The organism is Natranaerobius thermophilus JW/NM-WN-LF (assembly GCF_000020005.1).
In the GTDB taxonomy this organism is placed as follows: Bacteria; Bacillota; Natranaerobiia; order Natranaerobiales; family Natranaerobiaceae; genus Natranaerobius; species Natranaerobius thermophilus.
This window is the reverse complement of record NC_010718.1, coordinates 1,637,463-1,659,319: the sequence shown is the minus strand read 5'-3', so window position 1 is coordinate 1,659,319 and position 21,857 is coordinate 1,637,463. Positions and strand designations below refer to the sequence as shown.

The window sequence follows — 21,857 nt, the reverse complement described above, 5'->3', positions numbered from 1 at the left end:
GCTAATACCCTCCAGATTCTTGATATGCCTTAATATATTGTTTTTTGATCAGATATTTGGCATAATCCAAAGGTAAGCCAAATATATCACGTAGAACTTCCTTGGAAGCCGCTTCTCTATACCCTCTGCTGCTTGGTTGACTATTAGCCTCTATCAGCCAAATTTTTCCGTTTGTATCCAACCCTATATCTAAACCTAATTCTCCTAAAGGACCATAATATTTTTCTAGAGCTGACAAGGTTTTGTTAGTAAAATTTTCTAATGATTTCAGAGAAAGACCAGAACCAAGTGGATTTTCTCCAGGTGGCACGCAAATTTCTTTTGCACCGGCAGCACAATTAGTGATCACAGCATTTTTATCAGCAACTCGAAAACTTAAGGCTGAAATAACCCAATTCCCTTCAATATTCTTTTGTACTAAAACCCTAATATCAAAGGGATTATCATTTAAGCGTGCTAAGGAGATGCCTTTTTGAATAATTAGGTCTTTTCCCAATTGATCTTGTAAAAATTCATAAAGATTTTCAAGGTTAGTGAATCGCCAGTTTCTTATCTTTTTTCCTCCGGTACTACAGATAAAATCACTTTTGGATTTTTCGACTTTTAAAACCTGTCTGCCACCTCTACCGTAGATATTCTTGACATAACAACGACTATATCTATCAATAAACTGTTTTAAAGTAGATTTAGTCAGTAGTTGGGAGGGAGGTTGGAATTCAACTGCATCTTCAGACTTTGCCAATGCTTTATAAACATTCCACTTGTCAAAATATATAGTGTTATTAATCTTTTCGATATTTTGATTTAACCAAATTCTATTATAAACGTTATCGCTATTTGTATCTTCAAAATCTTTTTTAAAAGGGAAAGTAGATCTGTGGTATAAAACCTGAGGATAGGGAAGATACTTTTTTTTCCATTGATAAGTTTTAGGGTTTAAAATGTAGGCTTTAACTAAATTATTTTCTAGGTCTATTTTGTTGTAGTGAAAGCAATAAAAAAAGAGTCCTTTTTCTAGAGCTAATATTGCCCTCTTCTTAATAGCATAGATTTTATCTATTTTTCTCCAAGTGTTCCAAGATACCGTGATTCCTATTGTTGGGCCAAAAATAAGCTTGGAATTAGAGCTAAAAGTCAAGCTCATGGATTCGCCTTTATAATGCCAAAGGCCATTATATGCTTCAGGGGATAAATAAAGTTTAGTATTATCCGAATCTATATTTTGTTTGGAAACTTTTACTTTCTGTGAAGTAAACCCAATTTTGAGAAATAATTTTTGTCCATCATTGAGGCCAAAGCTGTCTAGTTGAAAATTATTTAGATATAATATCTTTTCTGTTGATTTTTGCCCCATGATTTCAAGTCGATAAAGCTTTTCCCGACTATCTACTTGCATTTTAATTTACCCTCCATCAGTATAAATTCAAAATATAAAAACAGATGTAGATAGACATTTAAATCACTAATAATCTATCTGTTGTTTGTAAAGAAATTTTGAATACTCAAAAATATTTAAGTAAGATTTTAATTTAGTTTCCTGATCTGCAGCCTTAAAAAATGATACTTTAGTTGATCTAGAATTACCCTCGATAAACCACAATTTCCCACTCTTATCAATAGCAAAATCGATGCCTATCTCGCCATAAGGGCCATAAGCACCTTCTATGGTCTCGTATATTTGAGTAAGGACATTCTCAGCTTTACTTTTAAGTTCTCCAATTGTCTCTTGATTGTAGTTCATAAAACTAGAAAAGAAATCATTAAACCGATAACTTGATGAATGTTGCGTTATTGGTGAATTTGGTTGACTAACCCGCACTAAAATTTCTAATAACTCTAGCTCGCCAGTACCTGTTCTCTGTAATTCAGCTCTCATATCGTAAATCTTATTATCTATTCTAGGTAAGGAAATTGTTTTTTGTATAATGAGTTTCTTTTTTCCAAAAAACTTTCTGATTACAGTACAGAGAGCTTTAAAATTCACTGTATCTTTACTTAAACGATTGTTGACGTAAAAACTATATTCATATAATCCATCGGACGTCTCTTTGATGCGCATAACTTGCTTTCCTTTTCTACCTATTACTGCTTTTACATAGACGTCTTTATATTCGGCTATCATTTTATTTAAATCTTCTTTTGTTTCATAGATTACAGTGGGAGGTAAGTGGTGGAACAGATTGTTATTTTCTTTTAAAACCTTTAGTACATGCCATTTATTAAAGGTTGGCCCGGAATTTAATTTTTTAACATTCATTTCTCTCAACTGCTCTTGGAATTGATAAAATTTGGATTTCGGTCTTACTGGTCCACCTCGTACATATAAAATATCAGGATAAGGAAATTTTCCATAAGTCCAATAATCTGTCTTTTCGTCATAATAAGTCCCATTAACTGATTTATCTTCTAAATTAACATCTGTTAAAGAAAAGAAGTATAAGGTAATCCTAGCTTTTTTTAATGCTTCAATTATAAAATCTAATTGCTTTGAGGTGATTTGACTATGCAAATTTCGCACTAAACCAGTTCTTACATAGAAACCAACTATTGGTCTGTTGTAAACTTCAAGGAAGCTGTTATAAAAATCTGGGGAGGAAGGCATTTAATCACTCCCATTTCTCTTTATTGGTTTAGCAGGAACCCCTGCAACCACGGTTCCCGGTGCCACATCCTTCGTGACAACTGCTCCAGCACCTACTACACTATCTTCACCGATGATATTATCACCCATAATTACTGCTCCTTGGCCAATGAAACATCTGTCCTTTAGAATTACATTACTGCCCACATTGGCACCAGGACCAACAAAAGCAAAGTCTTCAATCCTCACATCATGGCTAATGTGACATTTGGTGCGAAATGTTACAAAGCTCCCTACTTTTGAAAAAGCACCAAATGTACAACCTTCATCAATCATACCCCCTGTACCAATATCTACATAAGCTAAATCAGTTGAGGGATGGGCAAGAGTGGCAATATTGCAGTTACATGAAGTGAGTAAATTAGCGGCCTTTTTATTTCGGGGCTTATTATTGAAGAAATAATTATCCTTATCTTTAGCTAACTCTCTAATAGTTCCTTTTCCCGCATAAAAAGGATAACCTAAAGGTGCTTCACCTCGAAAAAATTTTTTAATATCAACAAATCCTGCAATATTCCAGCTAAGTTCATTTCTGTTAATTGAATTTAACAATTTAAAAATATTTGTGTTGTTAACACCCAATATATATAAGTTTTTCAACTTAAGCCCTCCGTTTTAAAGAAATCTACATTCTAAAATAATGAATTTCTAAATCATGAATTTATGGAAAATCCTGTACCTTTCTATACTAAAAGCAGGTCTAAATTTTCTTTTATAATTTCTAAGGCCCGAAATACCCATATCACTACCTACATTAAGGTATTGAACGCTGTTATCTATTTTTATGAGTTCCTTGATATACTCTAAAATAATGGCTTCATTTAATCCCACAATTTCTGCGTTTGTCTTACATATACATCCCCATGCATCGCCAGTAGGTAGTAATGCACCAGCATTGACACCGACTATTTCGTCATTTAATTCAGCAACTAATATCTCCATATCAAGCTGTTCATTATATTCAAAAACACTTTTGAAATAACTTTTATCTATTAGCTCACGATACTTGTTTCCAGAAGTTTTTTCCCAGTTCTTATTAAAGCGAAGGATTTTTTCGTAATCTTCAGGTTGATATTTTCTAAAATTTATATTTGGGTACTCGCGATAGTGTTTATTTACAGTTTTTCTAAGGGATTGATATTTCTTACCCTCTAATACTAACAGTTCTTCCGTACTATAGTGATGTTCAATTCCCCGCAATTCTTTTAACTTGAATAGCTTATTAAATTTATTTGATGTTTGAAGATAATCTAATTGAAATTTATTAATCGTTCTAACCCTTGTTTTATATCTCCTTACTTTTGTCCATTCCGCACAATATCTCAAAGCATCGTTAAGAACATTTATTAGTTTATCGACACTGCCATTACCAAATGGTAGACAAAGTAAAGATAATTTTCTGTTTCTAGTTAATATAAAGACTACTAGCATGTCATCTATAATTTTCCAAAGGATTTTCCTTCTTGGAGACCTAGAGTATAACCAAATAAAGGGAAAGTTTGCAGACCAAAGATTTACCGGATGGTTTGATTCTTTTATGAACTCATTAAAAAGTTCTTTATCTTCGAGCTTAACTTCGTGGAAACTCCATTTTCCGACCTGAAGATCCGGCTTTCTCACTTAATTTACCTCCTATAGTGAAACTGTTAGACCTATTGTATTCCGTAGTACAACGGTATGTTATCTAAATTAAACTAGTGGAGGTGAATAAAACAGTATGAATCGTAATTGATTACATATTTGTGAATATTTATCAAACAAAGAATTTAGTAATTTAGATTGGTTTAAAAGTTATTCAAAAGACCAGGAGGGGGGAGCAGATCAGTATGATACTGGTGACTGGAGGAGCGGGTTATATAGGGAGTCATATGGTAAAGTCTCTTCTTGATCAAAGTTATGAAGTCATTGTGTTAGATAATCTTTCTACAGGTCATAAATCGGCAGTTGATCAGAGAGCAGTCTTTATAAAAGGGGATGTAATCGAAGAAGACAAATTAGATGAAATTTTTGAGCGCTATTCTATTGAATGTGTCATGCATTTTGCCGCTAATTGTTATGTTGGTGAATCTATCATTAAACCACTAAAATATTATAAAAATAATGTTAATTCCTCTATTTGTTTATTAAATAAGATGTTAGAACATAAGGTTACTAAAATTGTGTTTTCATCATCATGTGCAACATACGGAACACCTAATGTAGAAAAGATAGACGAAAGCTGTCACACCAATCCTATAAATCCTTATGGTAGATCGAAATTAATGACAGAACAGATTGTAAAAGATATATCCAAAGCACATCAATTTGACTTTATTTTTTTACGTTATTTTAATGTGGCTGGAGCAGATCCTTCTGGTAAAATTGGAGAACATCATGATCCAGAAACTCATTTAATACCAAATATCTTACTCCATCTATTAGGGAAAAAAGATAGGATAGTCATTCATGGGGATAATTACCCCACAGAAGATGGTACTTGCATAAGGGATTTCATCCATATAAGTGATTTAGTTGAAGCTCATCTTCTATCACTTGAAAGCTTAATTAATAATAATCACAGAAATGAAATTTACAATGTTGGAAGTAATCACGGCTATTCAATCAAAGAAGTGATAAAAATGTGCGAAGAAGTTACCGGTAAACAAGTTAATGTTGTACATGGTGATAGAAGAGAAGGGGATCCACCTAAACTGGTTGCTTCTAATCAAAAAATATATCGTCATTTGGGATGGAAACCCAAATATCCTTTACGGGATATAATAAAGACGGCCTGGAACTGGCATTTTAATAATCCTAATGGCTATCAAGGATAAATAAATTCCTGTTTATCTTTAATCCTCTCTTTTTAAGATAACTGATAGCATAGTCTCTATGGGCAAAATCATTGAGAATTATCACTCCAGTTAACTGTTTATTTCTGAGTTGTTTTTTAATCATACTCAAATAATCTAATTCATTTTTGTATATAAATTTTATAGGTTTTAAGCTTTTTTGTGTTCGTTTAAATAAAACTATGGATGGTTTTTTATTTTTAAGGTGTTTACTATTTAGCTTTTTAACAAATTCGGAAACTTGAATTACATTGAGAAAATTTTTATATTGCTTTTTCATTTTTTTAATTCGAATATGAAGGGGAACAAACACAAAATGCATGATAGCAGGATTTTCTGCTACATCTGACTCGGTTGGCCTACTATTCCACTTTAGATCTAGGGGGCCTACCCACGAACTATATTTAGTTGGCCCGTAAAAGTGAACTTTTCTTTTTCCTGTATATCCTGCCTTATAACCTAGTAGTTTTAACAGTGCACCTTGTTCCCACCAAGGATGGTTTATAAAATTGGTTTGAGCCCAAATTTCTTCCAAAAGTTCAAAAGATCGCGGATCCTGTTGGATAAGCCAAATGCCACAGTTAGGGAAGAGGGGTTTGATACCAAAGTGGGTGACAAGTTGCATAGGAAAGTCATGGTTAATGTCTTTTCGGATGTCATGATTTGGATTACAAATAATTGCATCGGCATCAATCCACATTACTGTTTTATAATACTTTAGCAAATGCCGCATAAGAATTAACTTATCCCATGAAGGTGGGCGCGAAGAGTCAAACCGGCTGGTCTGTCCGTTAATAAAGTAATCGATATTATGCTTGTTTGCGTAGTATTTTACAGTTGGTGCCATAATTTTTAACATAGAGTGATAAGTTTCCCCAATGGCGGAAGTACAGATAACCATGTCATACTTGGGTTCTATAGACAATGATAATGAAGGAATAATTAGAATTACTCCTTTACAGCAAACTTATTATAAAAATTAATGGCCATGTATTTCCACTTATTTTGTAACTGACGGACTTCACGAAATCTTTTGTTATCTTGCTTTATTTTAAAAAGCCTGAGACTATCTTTATATTTTTTAATATTTTTCCAAGGCCAATATACGGCGAACAGATTAAACTCAGGTATTGAAAAATCGTACTTATCGTATATCAGACAAAGGTTGCGAAATTCATTTTGTCGAGCTCTTAGTGGATGTTCTTGGTGATAACCTAAAACTTTAGGAATGCTAATAAAGTCTATTCCAATATTACTTAGTCGATAACCCAACTCCCAGTCTTCTAGTCCATTTTTAGGAAAACTAGCGTCAAATCCGCCTAATTCTTCAACGTATTTCTTGTTAACTAAAACACATCTTGTAACAAATAATAACCAGGAAGCCACATCAGTTTTTTGAAACTGTTTTTTGATATTTCTTTTTAAATTTGGTGATGCAAGGCGTTTGATTTTATTAAAATTGTTGTAAATATCTTGGGGTTTGATAATTTGAACAATCTTCTTCGATTTCGCTAATTCATTTTTTTGTCTATCTGAATAGTTATGGGAGTGATATAGCTTTTGTTTCTGTCTAGCAGTGAAGTCGGGGTAAAAATAAGTATAAATTTTATTCCAACACTCAGGAAAACCTGAAATTACCGACCCGGGATTTTTATCAATATATTTGTTAAAGATTTCTATAAATTCAGGAATTACTATAAAATCAGCATCACAAAAAATGAGATATTTTCCGCTAGCCCAAGAGATGCCTTTATTTCTAGCCATTGCTGCACTACCAGCATTTTCAATCAATTTATAAGTCAATGGATAGGATGCCTCAAAGTTTTCAACTAGGTCTTTTGTATTATCGGTTGAACCATCATCAACCACAACGACTTCAAAGTTATTCATAGTTTGTATATTAAAAGAGGTTAAAGTTAGCGATAATTGTTCGGACCTATTATGGGTAGGTATTATCACACTAAACTTGATATCCACTTTAAGATCCCCCTTAATAACCATTCCAAAAAATTGATATTGCCTAAGTGGGGAGTAGAATATTACTTTTGATTATTAATAATATATTCTGTATTTATAAAGTTGTTAATTTAATTCCACACATCATGTTTAATATACTAGTAAACATTGGAAGGGTTTTTTAGAAAAATTTCGAAGTATATATTAAATATATTAATATCGGGGTCTGATGTGGCTTATGAATCATAAAAAATTTATTACCATATCTTTAATTCAAACTATGATAATTGTGGTTATTACTGTTATATTAATTTCATCTGAACTCTTTAAACTTGAACAAAATTGGCTTTGGCTTTATTTTTTGATTATGACTGTTGTGATAATTGGAGCACTAAATATATATTTCTTATTTAGAATAGAACGATCAATGAGTAAAGAAAAAGAGCTAGCTATGTTACGAACAGATCTTAAAAATACTGAATCCTTAATTAACCTGTTAAGACAACAAGGTCACGATCATATTAATCATATCCAAACGGTAACATCTATGCTGATTTTAGAGGAATATGATACGGCTAAAGATTACTTACAAGGTATAGTTCAGAACTATCGTTTTACTGGAGATTTTTTGAGATTAGGAAATCCAACATTAACTGCCCTAGTAAATACTAAAAAAGAACTGGCCAATAAAAATGGGCTTGAATTTATAGTAGAAAAATATTGTAGAGTTAAGCTAAACAAGATAAAACCCTGGGATATTTCAAGTATTGTAGGGAATTTAATAGAAAATGCCATGGAACATGTGTTAAGTAATAAAGATCTACCGCAAAAAATTTATTTCAATTTAGAGCACACCGAGAATATGAAAGGGTATCGGTTTAAAATAAGCAATCCTTACAATGGGGAATTGAATGAAATCAAGAACTTTTTTGCACAAGGGTTTTCTAGTAAAAAAGCAAGTGGTAGGGGGTATGGATTAAGTATAGTGAAAAATATAGTTGATTCTTATAATGGTAAAATAGATGTGTTTAAAGAAAACGGCAATATTACATTTCTCGTGGAGTTAATGGAATAAAAGATCTAAACAGAAGAGTGGTGTTGTTAACAATGATTAATGTATTAATTTGTGATGATGATTTATACACATCAAAAGTATTAAAAAAAGTTATTGAGGAAAATGATGAAGTCAAAGAAATATATTTAGCTGAAAACGGAGAAGAGGCAGTAGATGCTGTTAAAAACAACGATATAGACCTTGCCTTTATGGACATAGACATGCCAAAGTTAGATGGATTAGAAGCTGCTAAAATGATGATAAGTTTAGATAGTGATTTAAAGGTAGTGTTTATTACCGCTTTTCCGGAATATGCATGTGACTCCTATGATCTTAGGGCCTTGGACTATATATTAAAACCTATAGATTTTCACAGGGTTAATGAAAATATTGAGCGGCTAATACAACAATCTCATGGAGAAAAATTTCATGATTCGTTAAAGGAAAATAATATCTTGATGATTAAGGACAAACAAGAATATTATTTCATAAAAATGGAAGATATAAATTACATAGAAAAACAAGACAAACAGTTAATAATTCATACTAAAGATAAAGAATATTCAACTCGAATGGGTTTAAATGAAATCGAAGAAAAATTAAACCAGAATTTTTTCCGAGCCCATAAATCTTATATAGTAAATCTGAAAAATATTGAAAAAATTGAACCTTATGGTGATTCGTCGTATATTATCTATTTTGAAAACACTGATAAAGTTAAGAATGCACTGATAACCAAAAACAATATTCACATATTGAGAGAATGATCTGCCAGAAAAATGACTTGGCAGATTTTTTTCTTAAAAATCTCTTATAAAGGCATGAATTTTCCATTTGACGGAATATAAAATATTCCAAAAAAATTAACTTAATGATATCCTAGATGAAAATCCATAATAATTACCTCTCTAAGGGGGCATTGGTCAATGAATGAACTTATTAATGTCAATCAAATATCTAAGAACTTCAATGATAAAGAAGCTTTAAAGAACATTAATTTAACAGTAAATCGTGGTGAAATCATAGGAATAGTAGGTCACAACGGTGCCGGGAAAACCACTTTAGTCAACTGTATGACAGGAATTTATGAACCAGACAAAGGTACTATAGATTATATCTTTGATTATAAAAGTTTATATGACCATATTGGTGTTCAAATGCAAGAACAATATTATGAATGGAAATCGAAAGTTTTTGAGGTATGTCAATTATACAAACAAATCACTAGAAGTGATATTAATTTGGAAGAAATGTTGGAAGAATTTGAATTGACTAGTGAAGCGAATAATTATATCAATCAATTATCGGGAGGAAATAGACAAAAGCTGGCTATTTTACTGACATTGATTAATCAACCTGAGATTATTTTCCTGGATGAACTAACCACTGGACTAGACCCTGTTGCAAAAAGAAAAGTGTGGGATCTATTAAAAGATATTAACGAAACAAAAGAAGTGACTATTATTTTGACAAGTCACAATTTGGATGAAGTAGAATATTTGGCAGATAGAATTATGATCTTGTATAAAGGTGAAGTAGTTTATTTAGGAGGGATGACTTCAGCAGTAGAGGAATACTCTGAGGGAGAAAAAATTATTGAATTTCAAATTAAAAATGAGCTAGCAAGTTTTAAACTCATGAAGTATAATGCTGAGACTTTAACAGATGGGAGATATCAAATCAGAACTAAAAATGATGAACAAGTGTTAAAAGAATTGATTGACGATGTTGGGATTAAAAATGTGGTTGTTAAATCTCCTGGTTTGGAGGATGTATTTTTAAAAATTGCTGGGTATCGGCTTGATAAAGAAGGGAGAATTATTAATGGATAAAATAATGGCACTAACATTATTTCAATTTAAAATAAAATTGAGACAATATACCGATCTGTTTTATAAGATAATTTTTCCTGTTCTTTTGTATTTGACTTTCATTAGTGGAACTCCTGAAGAAAATCATGATAACCTGTTACCTTTATTTATTGTAATTGTGATTCTTATTAATATAATTTTACATTACGGAAGTGAATTCGTGAGATATAGAGATCTAAATTTTTTCGTCAAGTACAAATTGCTCGGTTTTAAACCCTTAGGTGTAGCCATGGCTTTGTATCTAAATACATTAATATTTCAGTTAATTGGGATAGCAATATTATCGATAATTGCCATTATAGTTTTTGAAGTTAGTTTCCCTCTGTTAAACCTTCATAACATTTTGATAATTTTTTTGATTATTAACTTCTTTCAGTTCTCCATTACTTTTTTGCTTAGCAGTGTTTTTGACGAAATGGAAAAATATAGTCCGGCTTCCCAGGTAGTTTTCTACTATCAGTTTTTTTTGGGGATTTTTGGAATAGATATTTTTACGGGAACGTCCAGAATACTATTGGATATTTTTAATCCCATTGTGCATGGTTTAGAAGCTATGCTAGGGGCTTGGACTTTGGAAAAGAGTATTTTACATTTTCCAATGGAAATAAGTATCCTGTTGGGTTTGAGTTTAGTTTTTTGCATCATTGCTTCGAGAAACTTCCAATGGTTTAAATTAAAACAGTGATTATAACAAGGAGTGATGGTAATATTGATTCATTCCGTTAATTGGAGAACAGACTATATCATGGAGAATTCATTCTTTTTTTCTATTTAATATATTAAAAGAGTGAGCTAACATATTCTCTTTTGCTCCCAGCGCATCTATCTTATATAAATACTTGAGAAAGTAAAGCAAAATCACATGAGAAAATACTGCAAACATAAATGTTTCAGCAGCACTCCAGTTTAAAAAATAAACTTGATCATTGTTATGGCTTATATAGTTGTTTAAAGAAGTAAACAAAACAAATATTATTAAAATGATAACCTGATATGATGGATATCGCATCAAAAAATACCCGTATAATTTAGTTACTGCAAACCATGATATAACAAAAAAAATAGGTACACCGTATACAGAAAATAATGTAGATTTATAAGTCCATAAATCAAGTATGTTAATAGCAGTGTATTGAACAATTATTGTATATATGATGCCACCAATAATAGAAAAAGGGGCCAATTTTCTAATATAATTTACAGGTATAAAAAATGTCGCAATAGCTACAAATGAGGCGGCTTGTATTAACCAATATAAATTCATTTTAGAACCTCCAAAAAACATAGTTCTAATTATATTTTCTTAATAAACTATCAACATTATACATCTCAGGCTTTAGTAACTGCCAATTTTTAATGATGGAAATATATATAATTTGATACAATAATAGCGTTAGCTGCTTGTTGTGTTAGTGAAAGTGATTGCAATGGGGGAAATCCTACGCCTATCAAAGTGAAAGTAGTCAGATAGTAACTTTTTCATTTAATCAGTGATTTATAAGCTCAAATATTTTATAAAAAACTTCGGTTTGAGTTTGAATTTTTAAAATTGTAAGGAGAGATGGTCTGAATGTTAAGAAGGAAATTAGTTTTTTTAATAATAGGAATGAGCTTAACAGTTTTAATGGCTTTTACCACGGGTTGCTCTCCTGAAGAATACGAAGTAGAGGTACGAGCTGAGCCTGAAGGAACAGGAAGAATTTCGGGTGAAGGTGTTTATGAAGAAGGGGAAGAGGTTACGGTAAAAGCCGAACCAGAAGAGGGGTATGAATTTTTAGGCTGGGCAGTTGACGGTGATACAGTAAGTGAAGATAAAAATTATACTTTTGAGATAAACGATGATAAACAATTGGAAGCTGTATTTGAACAGAAGCACGCTATTGAAACTGAAGGAGTTGAATTAGATAAAGTTTCAAAACTACCACAGTCACACTGACTAGGAGGAATTGGTCTTTCCCCGGATGGACCATCCTTATTTAGTACTACGTGATTCTAGAGGGGCTTTCCTGCCCTTCTATAAATAACTATAACAGACAAGGGGGGAATAGGTATGATTTTTATCTTTTATCTTATTGCATGGCTCTCATTGGGGTATGTAATAACTATAATAAATATTATAATGGCCGATTTATTGTCAATTACAAGTACTGAAGGGGTAATCTTGCTGTCCATTTCAATATTAACGGCCACGTTATTGGTTTGCACTTATGGTTTATGTGAAACGATAAAAAATAAGCAAAACGATCGAGGAGTTAATGAATAAAAAGATAACCTTAAAATTCTGTTTTATTCTAAACTAAAGGAGATGGAACCATGTATATAAAACTGAATATGGTGATATCTACTATGAAGTATATGGTCCACAAGGTGCACCTGCTATTATTTTTACTCATGGATGGTGCAGTTAAACACCCCCTTTTAATTATCAATGGAGAAAAAGAATTTAGTCCAATTAAAAGACTAGCTCGGAAATGGCATCAAAGAAGTCCAGCTAGTAAGTATTTGGTTATCCCTAATGCAGGTCATGTTTGCAATCAGGATAATCCTGATCAAGTAAATGAAGAACTAGAAACTTTTATAAAAAATGTTGGCTTCACATCTGAACAATTTGAATAATGTTGCATAATGAAGGATCAAAACTCAATTCCCAGGGGATGCTTTTGCATATTATGCGCAGTTTAAGGAAAATTTAACTATTAGGTGAAATAAAAACTAGTCTTAAAGGGGGTTTATAAAATGAAAAAAGTAGGGATATTACTGCTCACCTTAGTTTTCATAATAGGTGTAACTGTATTTGTGGGCTGTGAAGAAGATGAAATTGAGGAACCAGAAAATGAAGTTGAAAATCAAGCAGGAAATGAAGCGGAAAATGAAAATGAGGCTAGAGTTGGGTTAACATATTGGACTGAAGGAGAACTTTTAGACGGTGATTACAGAGGCGCTTACGTTGATGACCACAGAAACGCAGTGGTTGTCCAGTTTACAGTTGAAGACGGAACAGTAGTTGAAACTGGTTTTAGAGACATCACATATGATGACGTAATTTATGACACAGAAGACCCGGAAATACCAGAAGATTCTCCATGGATGGATTATGCTGGAGAAGATGGAATAAAAGAATTAACAGAACAATATATTTCAGCTTTTGAATATCTAGAAGGTGCAGAAAGCTTCGAGGAAATCAAAGAAATCACAAAGGAAATGGAAGGGAATCCAGGAGAAGATACTGAATTGTATGAGTTCATTGAACCAAAAGAGGTAGAAGGTGAAGAAATCGATACCTTTTCTGCTGCAACTATTAGATCTGATAAAATTGGATCCGCTGTTCGTGATGCTATTAATCGAGGAACATATAGATAATAAACACAGATAATTCAGTAAACAAAAAATTGATCATTATTGAGCAGTGAAGGGCTGAATCAAAACGATATGTTCCCCTTATGGTAGACAGGTTAAAAATAAAATCTGTCACCAAAGGGGAATATTTTTATGTTTGCGTTTGTCCTGAAAAGAAGGTAAAAAAATAATACTAGCGAAGTTATACGACATTGATAAATCTTTTAGGAAACTTGAACAGATATTGATAAATAATAAAAATTAATAATTATAGGAGGCATATAAAGTGAAGATTTTAGGTGTAGTTGGTAGTAAGAGGAAAAATGGTAATACTTCTATTTTAGTACAAGAAGCATTAAAACCCTTTGAATCAGAAGATATTGAAACTGAGTTAATTTATATAGACAATTATAATTTCAGAGGTTGTAATGGATGTGAAGGGTGCCAAGATACATATAAATGTGTGATAGATGATGATATGCAAAAAATATATCCAAAAATCACAGCTTCAGATGCGATTATCTTAGGTTCGCCTGCATATTTTTATAACGTATCAGGAGACATGAAAACTTTTATTGATCGGTTATATTGTTTTGAGGCTTTTTCTAAAGATGACCGTTCAGTTTGGATGAGTATTAACGAAGTACTTGGGGTGAAATATGCTGCTGTAGTGGCGGTTTGTGAACAAAAAAAGGTAGAGGATATGGGATATACTGCTGAAGTTTTAGAAAAATCATTAGAAGCACTTAGCTATAGGGTGGTTAGCTCAGTTAAAGCAATTAATCTTTTTTCAACAGGAGAAGCCTCTAAAGATGAAAAAGCCTTAAAAGAAGCAAAAGTAGCTGGAGAAAAGCTACTAAAAACCTTAGAATTAAGACAAAAGATAGCTAAACAACTAAATAATTAAAGTGAGGTGTTAATTATTGTTAAGGGGAAACTATGTAGATTATGTAGATGATATCTGAGTCATCATCCATAGGACTTCGCATAGGAGGGTTTGTATATAATGACCTGAATTATCAAAAATTGCGAAATCATCCTTTATTTTTTCTTCCAAAATAAAATATACCTATAAGCAACCATGCTATAGTTACAATTCCGGCTATGATTAGAACTGTAACTGGTCCTAACTGGGCTATGAGTGGTGTAGATGCTGCTGTAAATAAACCACCCCCTACTAGGGGTTCAAATAATATTTGTTTATAACCGAATCCTTCTAATGAAGTGGTATTTGACTGAGGATCAGCTATCCTGATTAATAATAATCCAGTAGCAGAAATACCAGTGGCCTGACCAAAGTCACCAATCCCTCTTTCAAACCAGTTTGTAGGAATCATTTTAGGGGCCAAATAAAGAAAGGCCAGAACATTCCAAATTAGTCCAGCTGCTCCTAGAATTATGAAGGGAACAAAATTATCGCCTATGGCGGTAATTGATACAGTACCTAAAGCGCTTACTATTAAAATATCTAGAGAAAATCCGCTTATACGATTTATCATACCTCTGTCTATGATATTATACTTATCAAATAAATTAGATAATATTTGGACAATTATACTTCCAACCATAGCTAATGGAAACAGAGGAACATGTACCATAAGTTCTATATCAGTCCATGCTCCCCAGGTGAATTGTTCTAACTGAACAAGCCCTTCCAATAAAATAGCTCCCACTCCAATGGCAATACCTATATAAGCAAAATGTATAGAAAGAGCTTCTACCGACTCAGGTTTAGTTGTGAGCTGAGCGGCAGGTTCTCTATCATCAAATTCAATAATTCCTGTTTCTTCTTCCATTTTAATACCTTGATTTTCACTTATTTCCTGAGCTTTACCAGTTCTTGCTCCCCAGTTAATAAATATAATACCTATTATAACACCACTTAAAACTCCTACTGTTGCTAATCCTAAGGCCAAATCAGTACCTTCCTCAAGTCCTAATTCATTAAAAGTACCGGCCAGTCCAGCTGCTGTACCATGACCTCCCACAAAGCTTATTTCTATAAGTCCTGCAACTAATGGATTAACATCAAAAATAGGAGTCAAAATGAAAATAACTAAGACCAGTCCAATAACATATTGTCCCCAAGATAATAATTGCCCCATAACTACTTGGGCTCCTCCTATATCCCACATCTTGCGAATTGAAGGCAAATCCTTTCCAATGAATAAAGAAGCGAAGACTATATTTATAAATAACCCTGGAAGTTCTTCCCAGGCTAATAAAACCTCTTCAGGGATAAATCCTTGTTGTAAAACAAAGTCTTCAGAAGTAAATAAATCAAATATCTGTCCTAAAACTTCTGGTCCTACTATTAGAGCTAATAAACCTGCAATCAGTGAAGAAGGTAAAAATAATCGTTGAAAAAGAGGAATTAAAACACGAAGCCATTTTCCAATAAATAAAAATATCCCTAATATAATAAAACTCAATCCTACCATATCAGCTTCCATAAAAACCACTCTCCATTATGAAGTCAACTTATTGCTATTAAGCAAGATAGTTTTGTTTTCTTCACTTTTATTTTTTCAAAATCAACAAATTATATAATTTTTGTAAACTTGATCGAATTTGGGGAAAAGAGTTATAAAAAAATCTGATTTAATGCCGTTATTCTCAAAAAGAAGGAGCTCACCCCTGAGTCAACTAAAATTTTTGAAAGGAGTGAGCTCCATTTATATTTTTAATAAATAACCATTTAAGTTTCCAAAGGAATAGTGTCAACGGCTTGTTCCTTTGATTCTTCCATAGACTTTAACCAAATGTTTACCAAATCATCGCCTTCGATTAAATCAATATTCAAGTTAGACGCATACCTTTTAGCATTTTCGCTAAATTCGGAAGTTGTGACAATAAAACCGCCTTTTGCCTTTTTCTTAATCATTTGAGAATGTATAATAGCTATGGGGTTAAAATCTACCTTATTTTCAGCTTGATAACATTTAACCTGTCCTAGATACAAGTTTTCTCCTTTATAATGTTCTATATCGATTCCGCCATCTCCTGATTCTTCAGTAACGATGGCATTCCCACCATAATAGTTTTGAAATAAATCTGAAACAAATTTTTCAAAATCTAACGGGCTTTCTTCACCTTCTTCCGTATTAAACCGATATATAAGACCTTTTAATAATGTCTTTTTCAATGCTCGATTAGTCATATTATAGTTTATTAGCTGTTCCTTAAGTGATTTAGACGAAGTATAATATACATAAGCATTATAAAATCCTAATATGCAAACAACTATTCCTAGCACCAACAAATAATCTAGACTTTGCAATTCATTCACTCCCTTTCCGCTGGGTATATCATACTTTTAATAACTAAAGATTCTCGAAAGGTATGATATCCAAATTTTAGTGACTATATACTAGCAGCAGATTGAATCTTTTATTGAAACATTAACTTAAGCATATCATCAAGAAATCGGTGAATAATTAAATAAAAATTATTTAACAATCGATTTTTTGGAGGCTTTGAAGTGTTGTAACCAACTGGATGGAAATGGTAAAAAAATGATAAAATTAATTAATAATAATTACCTGATAATTAATTTGGACTGAAACTCATTATTAGGAGGGTATAATTTGAATGATATTCTTTATCAAATCCCAATCAACGATTTAATTAAAAAACGCACTTCTGTAAGAACTTATAAGCCAGCTGCTATATCAGAGGAGTTAGAAAATAAGCTAAAAATTTATTCAGATAATTTGCACGACCCTTTTTCTTCCTCTGTGCGATTTGTTTTTATAAATGATGCTACTTTTGTTAAAGAAACAGGTGGGAAAATTGGTACATATGGGCTTATTAAAGGTGCCAAAAATTTTATAGCAGTATTAGTTGAAAAGAACTTAAATCATAATTTAGAGAAAGTAGGGTATACCCTTGAAAAATTAATTTTGTATGCCACTTATCTTGGCCTAGGAACCTGCTGGTTAGGTGGGACTTTTAATTTGAAAGGGTTAGATAAGGCAACTATGATAACTGAACAAGAAATTCTACCAATCATAACTCCCGTTGGTTATCCCCATGAAAAGAAAAGCATTGCTGATAAGATGATAAAAGCTGCCGCAGGATCTAAAAAACGAAAACCTTGGAATAAGTTATTCTTTAATAAATCCCTTGATACTCCTATAACCGAAAAAGAAGCCGGCTCTTTTGCTGCTCCTTTAGAAATGGTTAGACTAGCACCCTCGGCTCAAAATAAACAACCTTGGAGGATAATCAAAGAAGATAAGTACTGGCACTTTTTCTTGGAATACTCCAAATTAATAAATAAAGTCAGTGGATACGACATACAAAAGATAGATTTAGGAATAGCTATGTGTCACTTTGAGTTAGCTGCAGTACAAGAAGGTTTGTCAGGGAAATGGATGATTGATGGTACAAGACCTAAAATTGAAGGAACAGAAAATTTTCATTATATAACTAGTTGGTATTCTGATTAGTTGTACTTGTTCCAGTTATTTAATATATGTATGTGCTGGGATTGCCCTGACTGATGAGCATCTAGAAATAATAATGATGCAAGATATTACCATGTATTGTAATATTAGAAGATAATGAACTTAAGATATTTTATGTGCATTAATTATTTTGAAGAAATGTGAGGTGGTAGTTTGTCACTAACAAAATTAGCATACTTATTAATAGTAGCAAGTTTAACAGTTTTAATCGCTTTTACGACAGGTTGCACTCCAGAATACGAAGTTGAGGTACAAGCTGATCCTGAAGATGTTGGAAAAATTGAAGGAGAAGGCATTTATGAAGAGGGGGAAGACGTTACAATAGAAGCTGAACCAGAGAAAGGTTATGAGATTGTAAAATGGGAAAAGAATGGGGAAGAAATAGATAAAAAATATATTGAGTTTGAAATAGAGGAAAATACAGAGGTTGTTGCAAATTTCCGTGAAATCATAATACCAGATGATAATTTGAAAGAGGCGATCCGTAATGAACTAGAAATAGAAGGAAAGCTTACAAAAGAAGATTTAAAGGATTTGAAAAACCTTAGAGCTAGAGGCGAAAATATTTCCAGTTTAGAGGGGCTCCAACATGCAAAAAATTTAGAAGATCTTGATATAAGAGGTAACGAAGTTACTGATGTAGCAACTTTGGAATCTATTAATGATTTGGAATTGAGAATATCACTTGAACAATTACCAGATGATCTGTCAGTTTTTGAAGATATTGATAAATTGAGAGTTCATACTAGTAAACCAGAAGAACTTTATCCACTTGTTGAATTAAAAGACGATACAAAATTAAGTGTGAATATATCAGGTGAAGTGGAGGATATTTCTTCTCTAGCTGAATTAGATAATATAGTAAAACTCAGTATAACTTCAGAATCGGGACCAGGAGGTCAACTTTATGACAGTATTGAAAACTTCGCTCCTATTTCAGAATTAAAAAGTTTAAAAGAGTTGGAGATCCACAGCTATAAAATTGAGGATTTAGGATTTTTAAACTTAGAAGATTTACAAAAACTCTCTTTAGTTAAAAATGACATAAAAAACATCAAACCGTTAAGAAATTTAAGAGATTTAGAAGAACTTACTCTAGGTATTAACCCTATAGAAAATATCAATGCATTAGCAGAACTTGATAATTTAGAAGAACTTAACCTTGGAGGAACCGAAGTAACAGATGTGAGTGCACTATCAGAACTTGATGATTTAGAGGTTCTTCAAATATCTAACAGTAACATTAGTGATTTATTCCCTTTGAAAAACCTCGAAAATCTAAGAGTACTTTCTGCAAACTCTAATCCAATAAGTGATATATCACCCCTTTCTTCTTTAGAAGAGCTAGAAGAGCTAGACTTAGGAGGTACTCATGTGCAAGATATTACACCATTAAAAGGTCTTTCAAAATTAAAAGTTCTTAACCTTGATTTGTGGCTTAAACTTTCTTATCCTCCTGAGCTGGATTATACAATTAAAGATATATCTCCTCTATTAGAATTGGAAAACCTTGAAAAGCTATCTTTAAAAAGTAAACTCGCTGAAGAACTTGAAGATGATGATAAAACAGAAGAAATTATAAACGAAATGAAAGAAAGAAATGTTAACATAGATTATTCATTTTATTCACCGTTACAGGAAAACGATTAATAACTATTTGGAATAGTGAATTTTTTCTAATTTATGTGTCTTAAAGCAAGTGTAGTTTATTGCTATCGCTCTAATTATATAATTTAGGGGAGGATTGATAAGATTGAACAAAAAAAATTTTGTTTCTTTATTGATTTTTATTGTAGTTATTTCACTTATAGCAATAGCTTGTACGGAAATTGAAAACACAGTATCCGAAGAAAAAAAGAAGGAGCTAGAAAGTGAAATTGCTGATTTAGAAAGTGAAATAGATGAATTAGAAGAAGAGTTAGAGTATAGATCAAATTATTCTGAATTGAAAAGAGATTTATCTACTGCTGAATTAAGAGTTGACCACTATACAATCTTTTTAGAAAAGGCTTTAGGAAAGTTAAACGAGGAAGAAGTTAAAGAGGTTGCTAAACAAGGGTATCAACATGATCTGACAATTAGACCAACTGGAACTACTAAGAATAGAGAAGAAATACCATTAGATGGAAGAGTAAAAACTGATTTAGAAAAATTTTCTGTAGAAATTAGTGAAAAGCAGCGGGCTATTCCAGATCTTGGTGATTCTTTTTTAGAGAAAGCTGAAGAAAACAAATTAAAGTATGGTGAAAATTATCCCGAAGAACAAGAATGGTTAATAGTTAAAACAGAAGGAGTTGACTATAGACATGGAATAGGGGAACGTCTAGAAGGAGCTGGAGGGCACTCTTTTTGGTTAACATTTGAGGAGATAGAAAGAGGCACAACATTAGAAATAGAGGTAGATTCGCAAATCAAGGAGCTAACAGGTTTAGAAACTGACGTGTTAGAAATTGTAGTAGAAGAATAAAATAACTTGACACAATATCATAATTTATGTGTCTTAAAAAATCATGATATTGTTTTAATAATCGGGGTTTATGTGAAACCTTAGATAATTCACCTTACCATTACCACTATTATTACCTGGTACAACCCCTGAATGACGGTATCTATATCAGTTCTCGATTCGGGTATATGAAAATAAATTAATACATACCTTTTCGAAAGGAAAGGTATGTATTATTATTAAAATACTACTTTAGTTAAACTTTTGGTGTTAGTATAAATTGTTTTTGTGTAAGTATAAATTCTTAGACACATCATGGTCTATAGCCGGGACGCTGACGCTTACAAGACAAGTTTGGTGATTAATTATTCAAGTTACATATGAGGGCGGTAGCAATGGTGGTGATTATAGAATAGGCCCCAACGAGTATCTAATGACCGAGCGTATCGAGGTATTAACGAATTTATTTTTCTTGAAGTTTCTTATTATTTAGAGTGACCACTTGTAAAGAGACTACTTTTTTACCATTAGCTACCGATTGTTTACCCACTTCTTCAAAACCGAAGCGTTTATGAAACTGCAGTGAAACAGGGTTTTCAGGCTCAATGTCAATTTCTGCGGCAACTACAGGAACCTCCATGACACGCGTAGAATTCAAAATAGATTTATAAAGTGCTTTTCCAATGCCATTACCATGCATCGCCACCGACACCACCACGCGATCAATATAGAGGAACGCATCATATTTTCCAGCAAACCATTGATAATTCACACTGTCGTAACGTCTGTTCTCACGAAACGCCAAAACAAACGCTTCAACACTTCCACTCACTTCAGCTACTTTTGCGATATCCGCCTCATAAATCAATGCCTGAAGCTGATCCATATCCAGTGGAGATAAAAAGTGCACCGACTCTTCATTCAATTCAAGAACACGGTGCAAGTCTTTTGATTCCAAGTCTCTAATTGTTATTTCACTCATTTCTACTCTCCTTGTTGTTAATTTATACATATTATACAGAAAAAAACTATCCAAATCAATGTCATGGGAGTTGAACGATGATTATATAAAGTCTTCTCGCAACGATGACCACATACAGACTTAGAAAATTAGAAGAAGGTGAAATTAGAGAAATGTTTCATGGAGTAGGACAGTGGGAATACGATGCGGAAGATATAGTTAAGATCGCGAAAAGAAAGACGCCGAGTTTTCGAATTGACTTCGCTTAAATACTTATATAGTCTTTTGGAGG

23 protein-coding genes are annotated in these 21,857 nt (G+C 32.5%); 13 read left to right on the top strand and 10 right to left on the bottom strand.

Going from position 1 to position 21,857, the window contains the following annotated elements:
* Position 1: 1 nt before the first annotated feature.
* From NTHER_RS07965 to NTHER_RS07950, 4 genes are all read right to left on the bottom strand, one after another.
* A complete protein-coding gene (locus tag NTHER_RS07965) occupies positions 2-1,396 on the bottom strand; it encodes a YheC/YheD family endospore coat-associated protein (protein ID WP_012448022.1) in 1,395 nt (464 codons plus the stop codon).
* Between the two features lie 66 nt (positions 1,397-1,462).
* A complete protein-coding gene (locus NTHER_RS07960; protein WP_012448021.1) occupies positions 1,463-2,602 on the bottom strand; it encodes a YheC/YheD family endospore coat-associated protein in 1,140 nt (379 codons plus the stop codon).
* Positions 2,603-3,241, bottom strand: a complete 639-nt coding sequence (locus NTHER_RS07955) for an LbetaH domain-containing protein (RefSeq protein WP_012448020.1) — start codon at positions 3,239-3,241, stop codon at positions 2,603-2,605.
* Between the two features lie 48 nt (positions 3,242-3,289).
* Positions 3,290-4,261, bottom strand: a complete 972-nt coding sequence (locus tag NTHER_RS07950) for a DUF2156 domain-containing protein (RefSeq protein WP_012448019.1) — start codon at positions 4,259-4,261, stop codon at positions 3,290-3,292.
* Between the two features lie 206 nt (positions 4,262-4,467).
* On the opposite strand from NTHER_RS07950, the gene galE reads away from it, so the two are divergent.
* A complete protein-coding gene (gene galE / locus NTHER_RS07945; protein ID WP_012448018.1) occupies positions 4,468-5,454 on the top strand; it encodes a UDP-glucose 4-epimerase GalE in 987 nt (328 codons plus the stop codon).
* On the opposite strand, the gene NTHER_RS07940 is transcribed toward galE, so the two are convergent.
* Both NTHER_RS07940 and NTHER_RS07935 read right to left on the bottom strand, forming a co-directional pair.
* A complete protein-coding gene (locus tag NTHER_RS07940) occupies positions 5,435-6,397 on the bottom strand; it encodes a glycosyltransferase family protein (protein ID WP_012448017.1) in 963 nt (320 codons plus the stop codon). The two genes, galE and NTHER_RS07940, sit on opposite strands and share 20 nt — an antisense overlap.
* 23 nt (positions 6,398-6,420) lie before the next feature.
* On the bottom strand, positions 6,421-7,449 hold the full coding sequence (locus NTHER_RS07935) for a glycosyltransferase family 2 protein (RefSeq protein ID WP_012448016.1): 1,029 nt from the start codon (positions 7,447-7,449) through the stop codon (positions 6,421-6,423).
* Between the two features lie 217 nt (positions 7,450-7,666).
* Between NTHER_RS07935 and NTHER_RS07930 the strand changes: the two genes are divergently transcribed.
* The 4 genes from NTHER_RS07930 to NTHER_RS07915 all read left to right on the top strand — a co-directional run bounded on the left by NTHER_RS07930 (position 7,667) and on the right by NTHER_RS07915 (position 11,038).
* Positions 7,667-8,503, top strand: coding sequence for a sensor histidine kinase (locus NTHER_RS07930; protein ID WP_012448015.1), 837 nt, complete (start codon positions 7,667-7,669; stop codon positions 8,501-8,503).
* 17 nt (positions 8,504-8,520) lie between these two features.
* Positions 8,521-9,249, top strand: coding sequence for a LytR/AlgR family response regulator transcription factor (locus NTHER_RS07925; protein ID WP_158438233.1), 729 nt, complete (start codon positions 8,521-8,523; stop codon positions 9,247-9,249).
* A 159-nt stretch (positions 9,250-9,408) separates the two neighbouring features.
* Entirely contained in the window at positions 9,409-10,314 is a 906-nt protein-coding gene (locus NTHER_RS07920; protein WP_012448013.1) for an ABC transporter ATP-binding protein, read from the top strand.
* Positions 10,307-11,038 carry an ABC transporter permease gene (locus NTHER_RS07915; protein WP_012448012.1) on the top strand — a complete coding sequence of 244 codons (732 nt, stop codon included), beginning with the start codon at positions 10,307-10,309 and terminating at the stop codon, positions 11,036-11,038. The genes NTHER_RS07920 and NTHER_RS07915 overlap by 8 nt, the downstream gene beginning before the upstream one ends.
* Positions 11,039-11,107: 69 nt before the next feature.
* Here the strand turns inward: NTHER_RS07915 and NTHER_RS07910 are convergent, their stop codons facing one another.
* Positions 11,108-11,617, bottom strand: a complete 510-nt coding sequence (locus NTHER_RS07910; protein WP_012448011.1) for a hypothetical protein — start codon at positions 11,615-11,617, stop codon at positions 11,108-11,110.
* A gap of 306 nt (positions 11,618-11,923) precedes the next feature.
* Here NTHER_RS07910 and NTHER_RS07905 point away from each other — a divergent pair, with 306 nt between their 5' ends.
* The 4 genes from NTHER_RS07905 (at position 11,924) to NTHER_RS07885 (ending at position 14,596) form a co-directional block, all read left to right on the top strand.
* Positions 11,924-12,289 carry an InlB B-repeat-containing protein gene (locus NTHER_RS07905; RefSeq protein WP_012448010.1) on the top strand — a complete coding sequence of 122 codons (366 nt, stop codon included), beginning with the start codon at positions 11,924-11,926 and terminating at the stop codon, positions 12,287-12,289.
* Positions 12,290-12,666: 377 nt separating this feature from the next.
* Positions 12,667-12,969, top strand: coding sequence for an alpha/beta fold hydrolase (locus tag NTHER_RS07895; RefSeq protein WP_041367007.1), 303 nt, complete (start codon positions 12,667-12,669; stop codon positions 12,967-12,969).
* Positions 12,970-13,089: 120 nt separating this feature from the next.
* Positions 13,090-13,713 carry an FMN-binding protein gene (locus tag NTHER_RS07890; protein WP_041367005.1) on the top strand — a complete coding sequence of 208 codons (624 nt, stop codon included), beginning with the start codon at positions 13,090-13,092 and terminating at the stop codon, positions 13,711-13,713.
* A gap of 262 nt (positions 13,714-13,975) precedes the next feature.
* Positions 13,976-14,596, top strand: a complete 621-nt coding sequence (locus NTHER_RS07885) for a flavodoxin family protein (protein WP_012448008.1) — start codon at positions 13,976-13,978, stop codon at positions 14,594-14,596.
* A 127-nt stretch (positions 14,597-14,723) separates the two neighbouring features.
* On the opposite strand, the gene NTHER_RS07880 is transcribed toward NTHER_RS07885, so the two are convergent.
* The gene (locus tag NTHER_RS07880) at positions 14,724-16,142 is read right to left on the bottom strand and encodes a sodium/glutamate symporter (protein ID WP_012448007.1); all 1,419 of its coding nucleotides are present in this window, start codon (positions 16,140-16,142) and stop codon (positions 14,724-14,726) included.
* A gap of 245 nt (positions 16,143-16,387) precedes the next feature.
* Positions 16,388-16,969, bottom strand: coding sequence for a restriction endonuclease (locus NTHER_RS15230; protein WP_012448006.1), 582 nt, complete (start codon positions 16,967-16,969; stop codon positions 16,388-16,390).
* Between the two features lie 307 nt (positions 16,970-17,276).
* Here NTHER_RS15230 and NTHER_RS07870 point away from each other — a divergent pair, with 307 nt between their 5' ends.
* The 3 genes from NTHER_RS07870 to NTHER_RS07860 all read left to right on the top strand — a co-directional run bounded on the left by NTHER_RS07870 (position 17,277) and on the right by NTHER_RS07860 (position 20,625).
* Positions 17,277-18,140: a nitroreductase family protein gene (locus NTHER_RS07870; protein WP_012448005.1), complete on the top strand. Its 864-nt coding sequence runs from the start codon at positions 17,277-17,279 to the stop codon at positions 18,138-18,140.
* A gap of 171 nt (positions 18,141-18,311) precedes the next feature.
* On the top strand, positions 18,312-19,808 hold the full coding sequence (locus NTHER_RS07865; protein WP_012448004.1) for a leucine-rich repeat domain-containing protein: 1,497 nt from the start codon (positions 18,312-18,314) through the stop codon (positions 19,806-19,808).
* A 103-nt stretch (positions 19,809-19,911) separates the two neighbouring features.
* Entirely contained in the window at positions 19,912-20,625 is a 714-nt protein-coding gene (locus NTHER_RS07860) for a hypothetical protein (RefSeq protein ID WP_012448003.1), read from the top strand.
* Between the two features lie 442 nt (positions 20,626-21,067).
* Here NTHER_RS07860 and NTHER_RS07855 read toward each other — a convergent pair whose 3' ends face one another.
* Positions 21,068-21,586 carry a GNAT family N-acetyltransferase gene (locus tag NTHER_RS07855; protein WP_012448002.1) on the bottom strand — a complete coding sequence of 173 codons (519 nt, stop codon included), beginning with the start codon at positions 21,584-21,586 and terminating at the stop codon, positions 21,068-21,070.
* A 104-nt stretch (positions 21,587-21,690) separates the two neighbouring features.
* Between NTHER_RS07855 and NTHER_RS15920 the strand changes: the two genes are divergently transcribed.
* A complete protein-coding gene (locus NTHER_RS15920; protein WP_158438231.1) occupies positions 21,691-21,834 on the top strand; it encodes a hypothetical protein in 144 nt (47 codons plus the stop codon).
* Positions 21,835-21,857 lie beyond the last annotated feature (23 nt).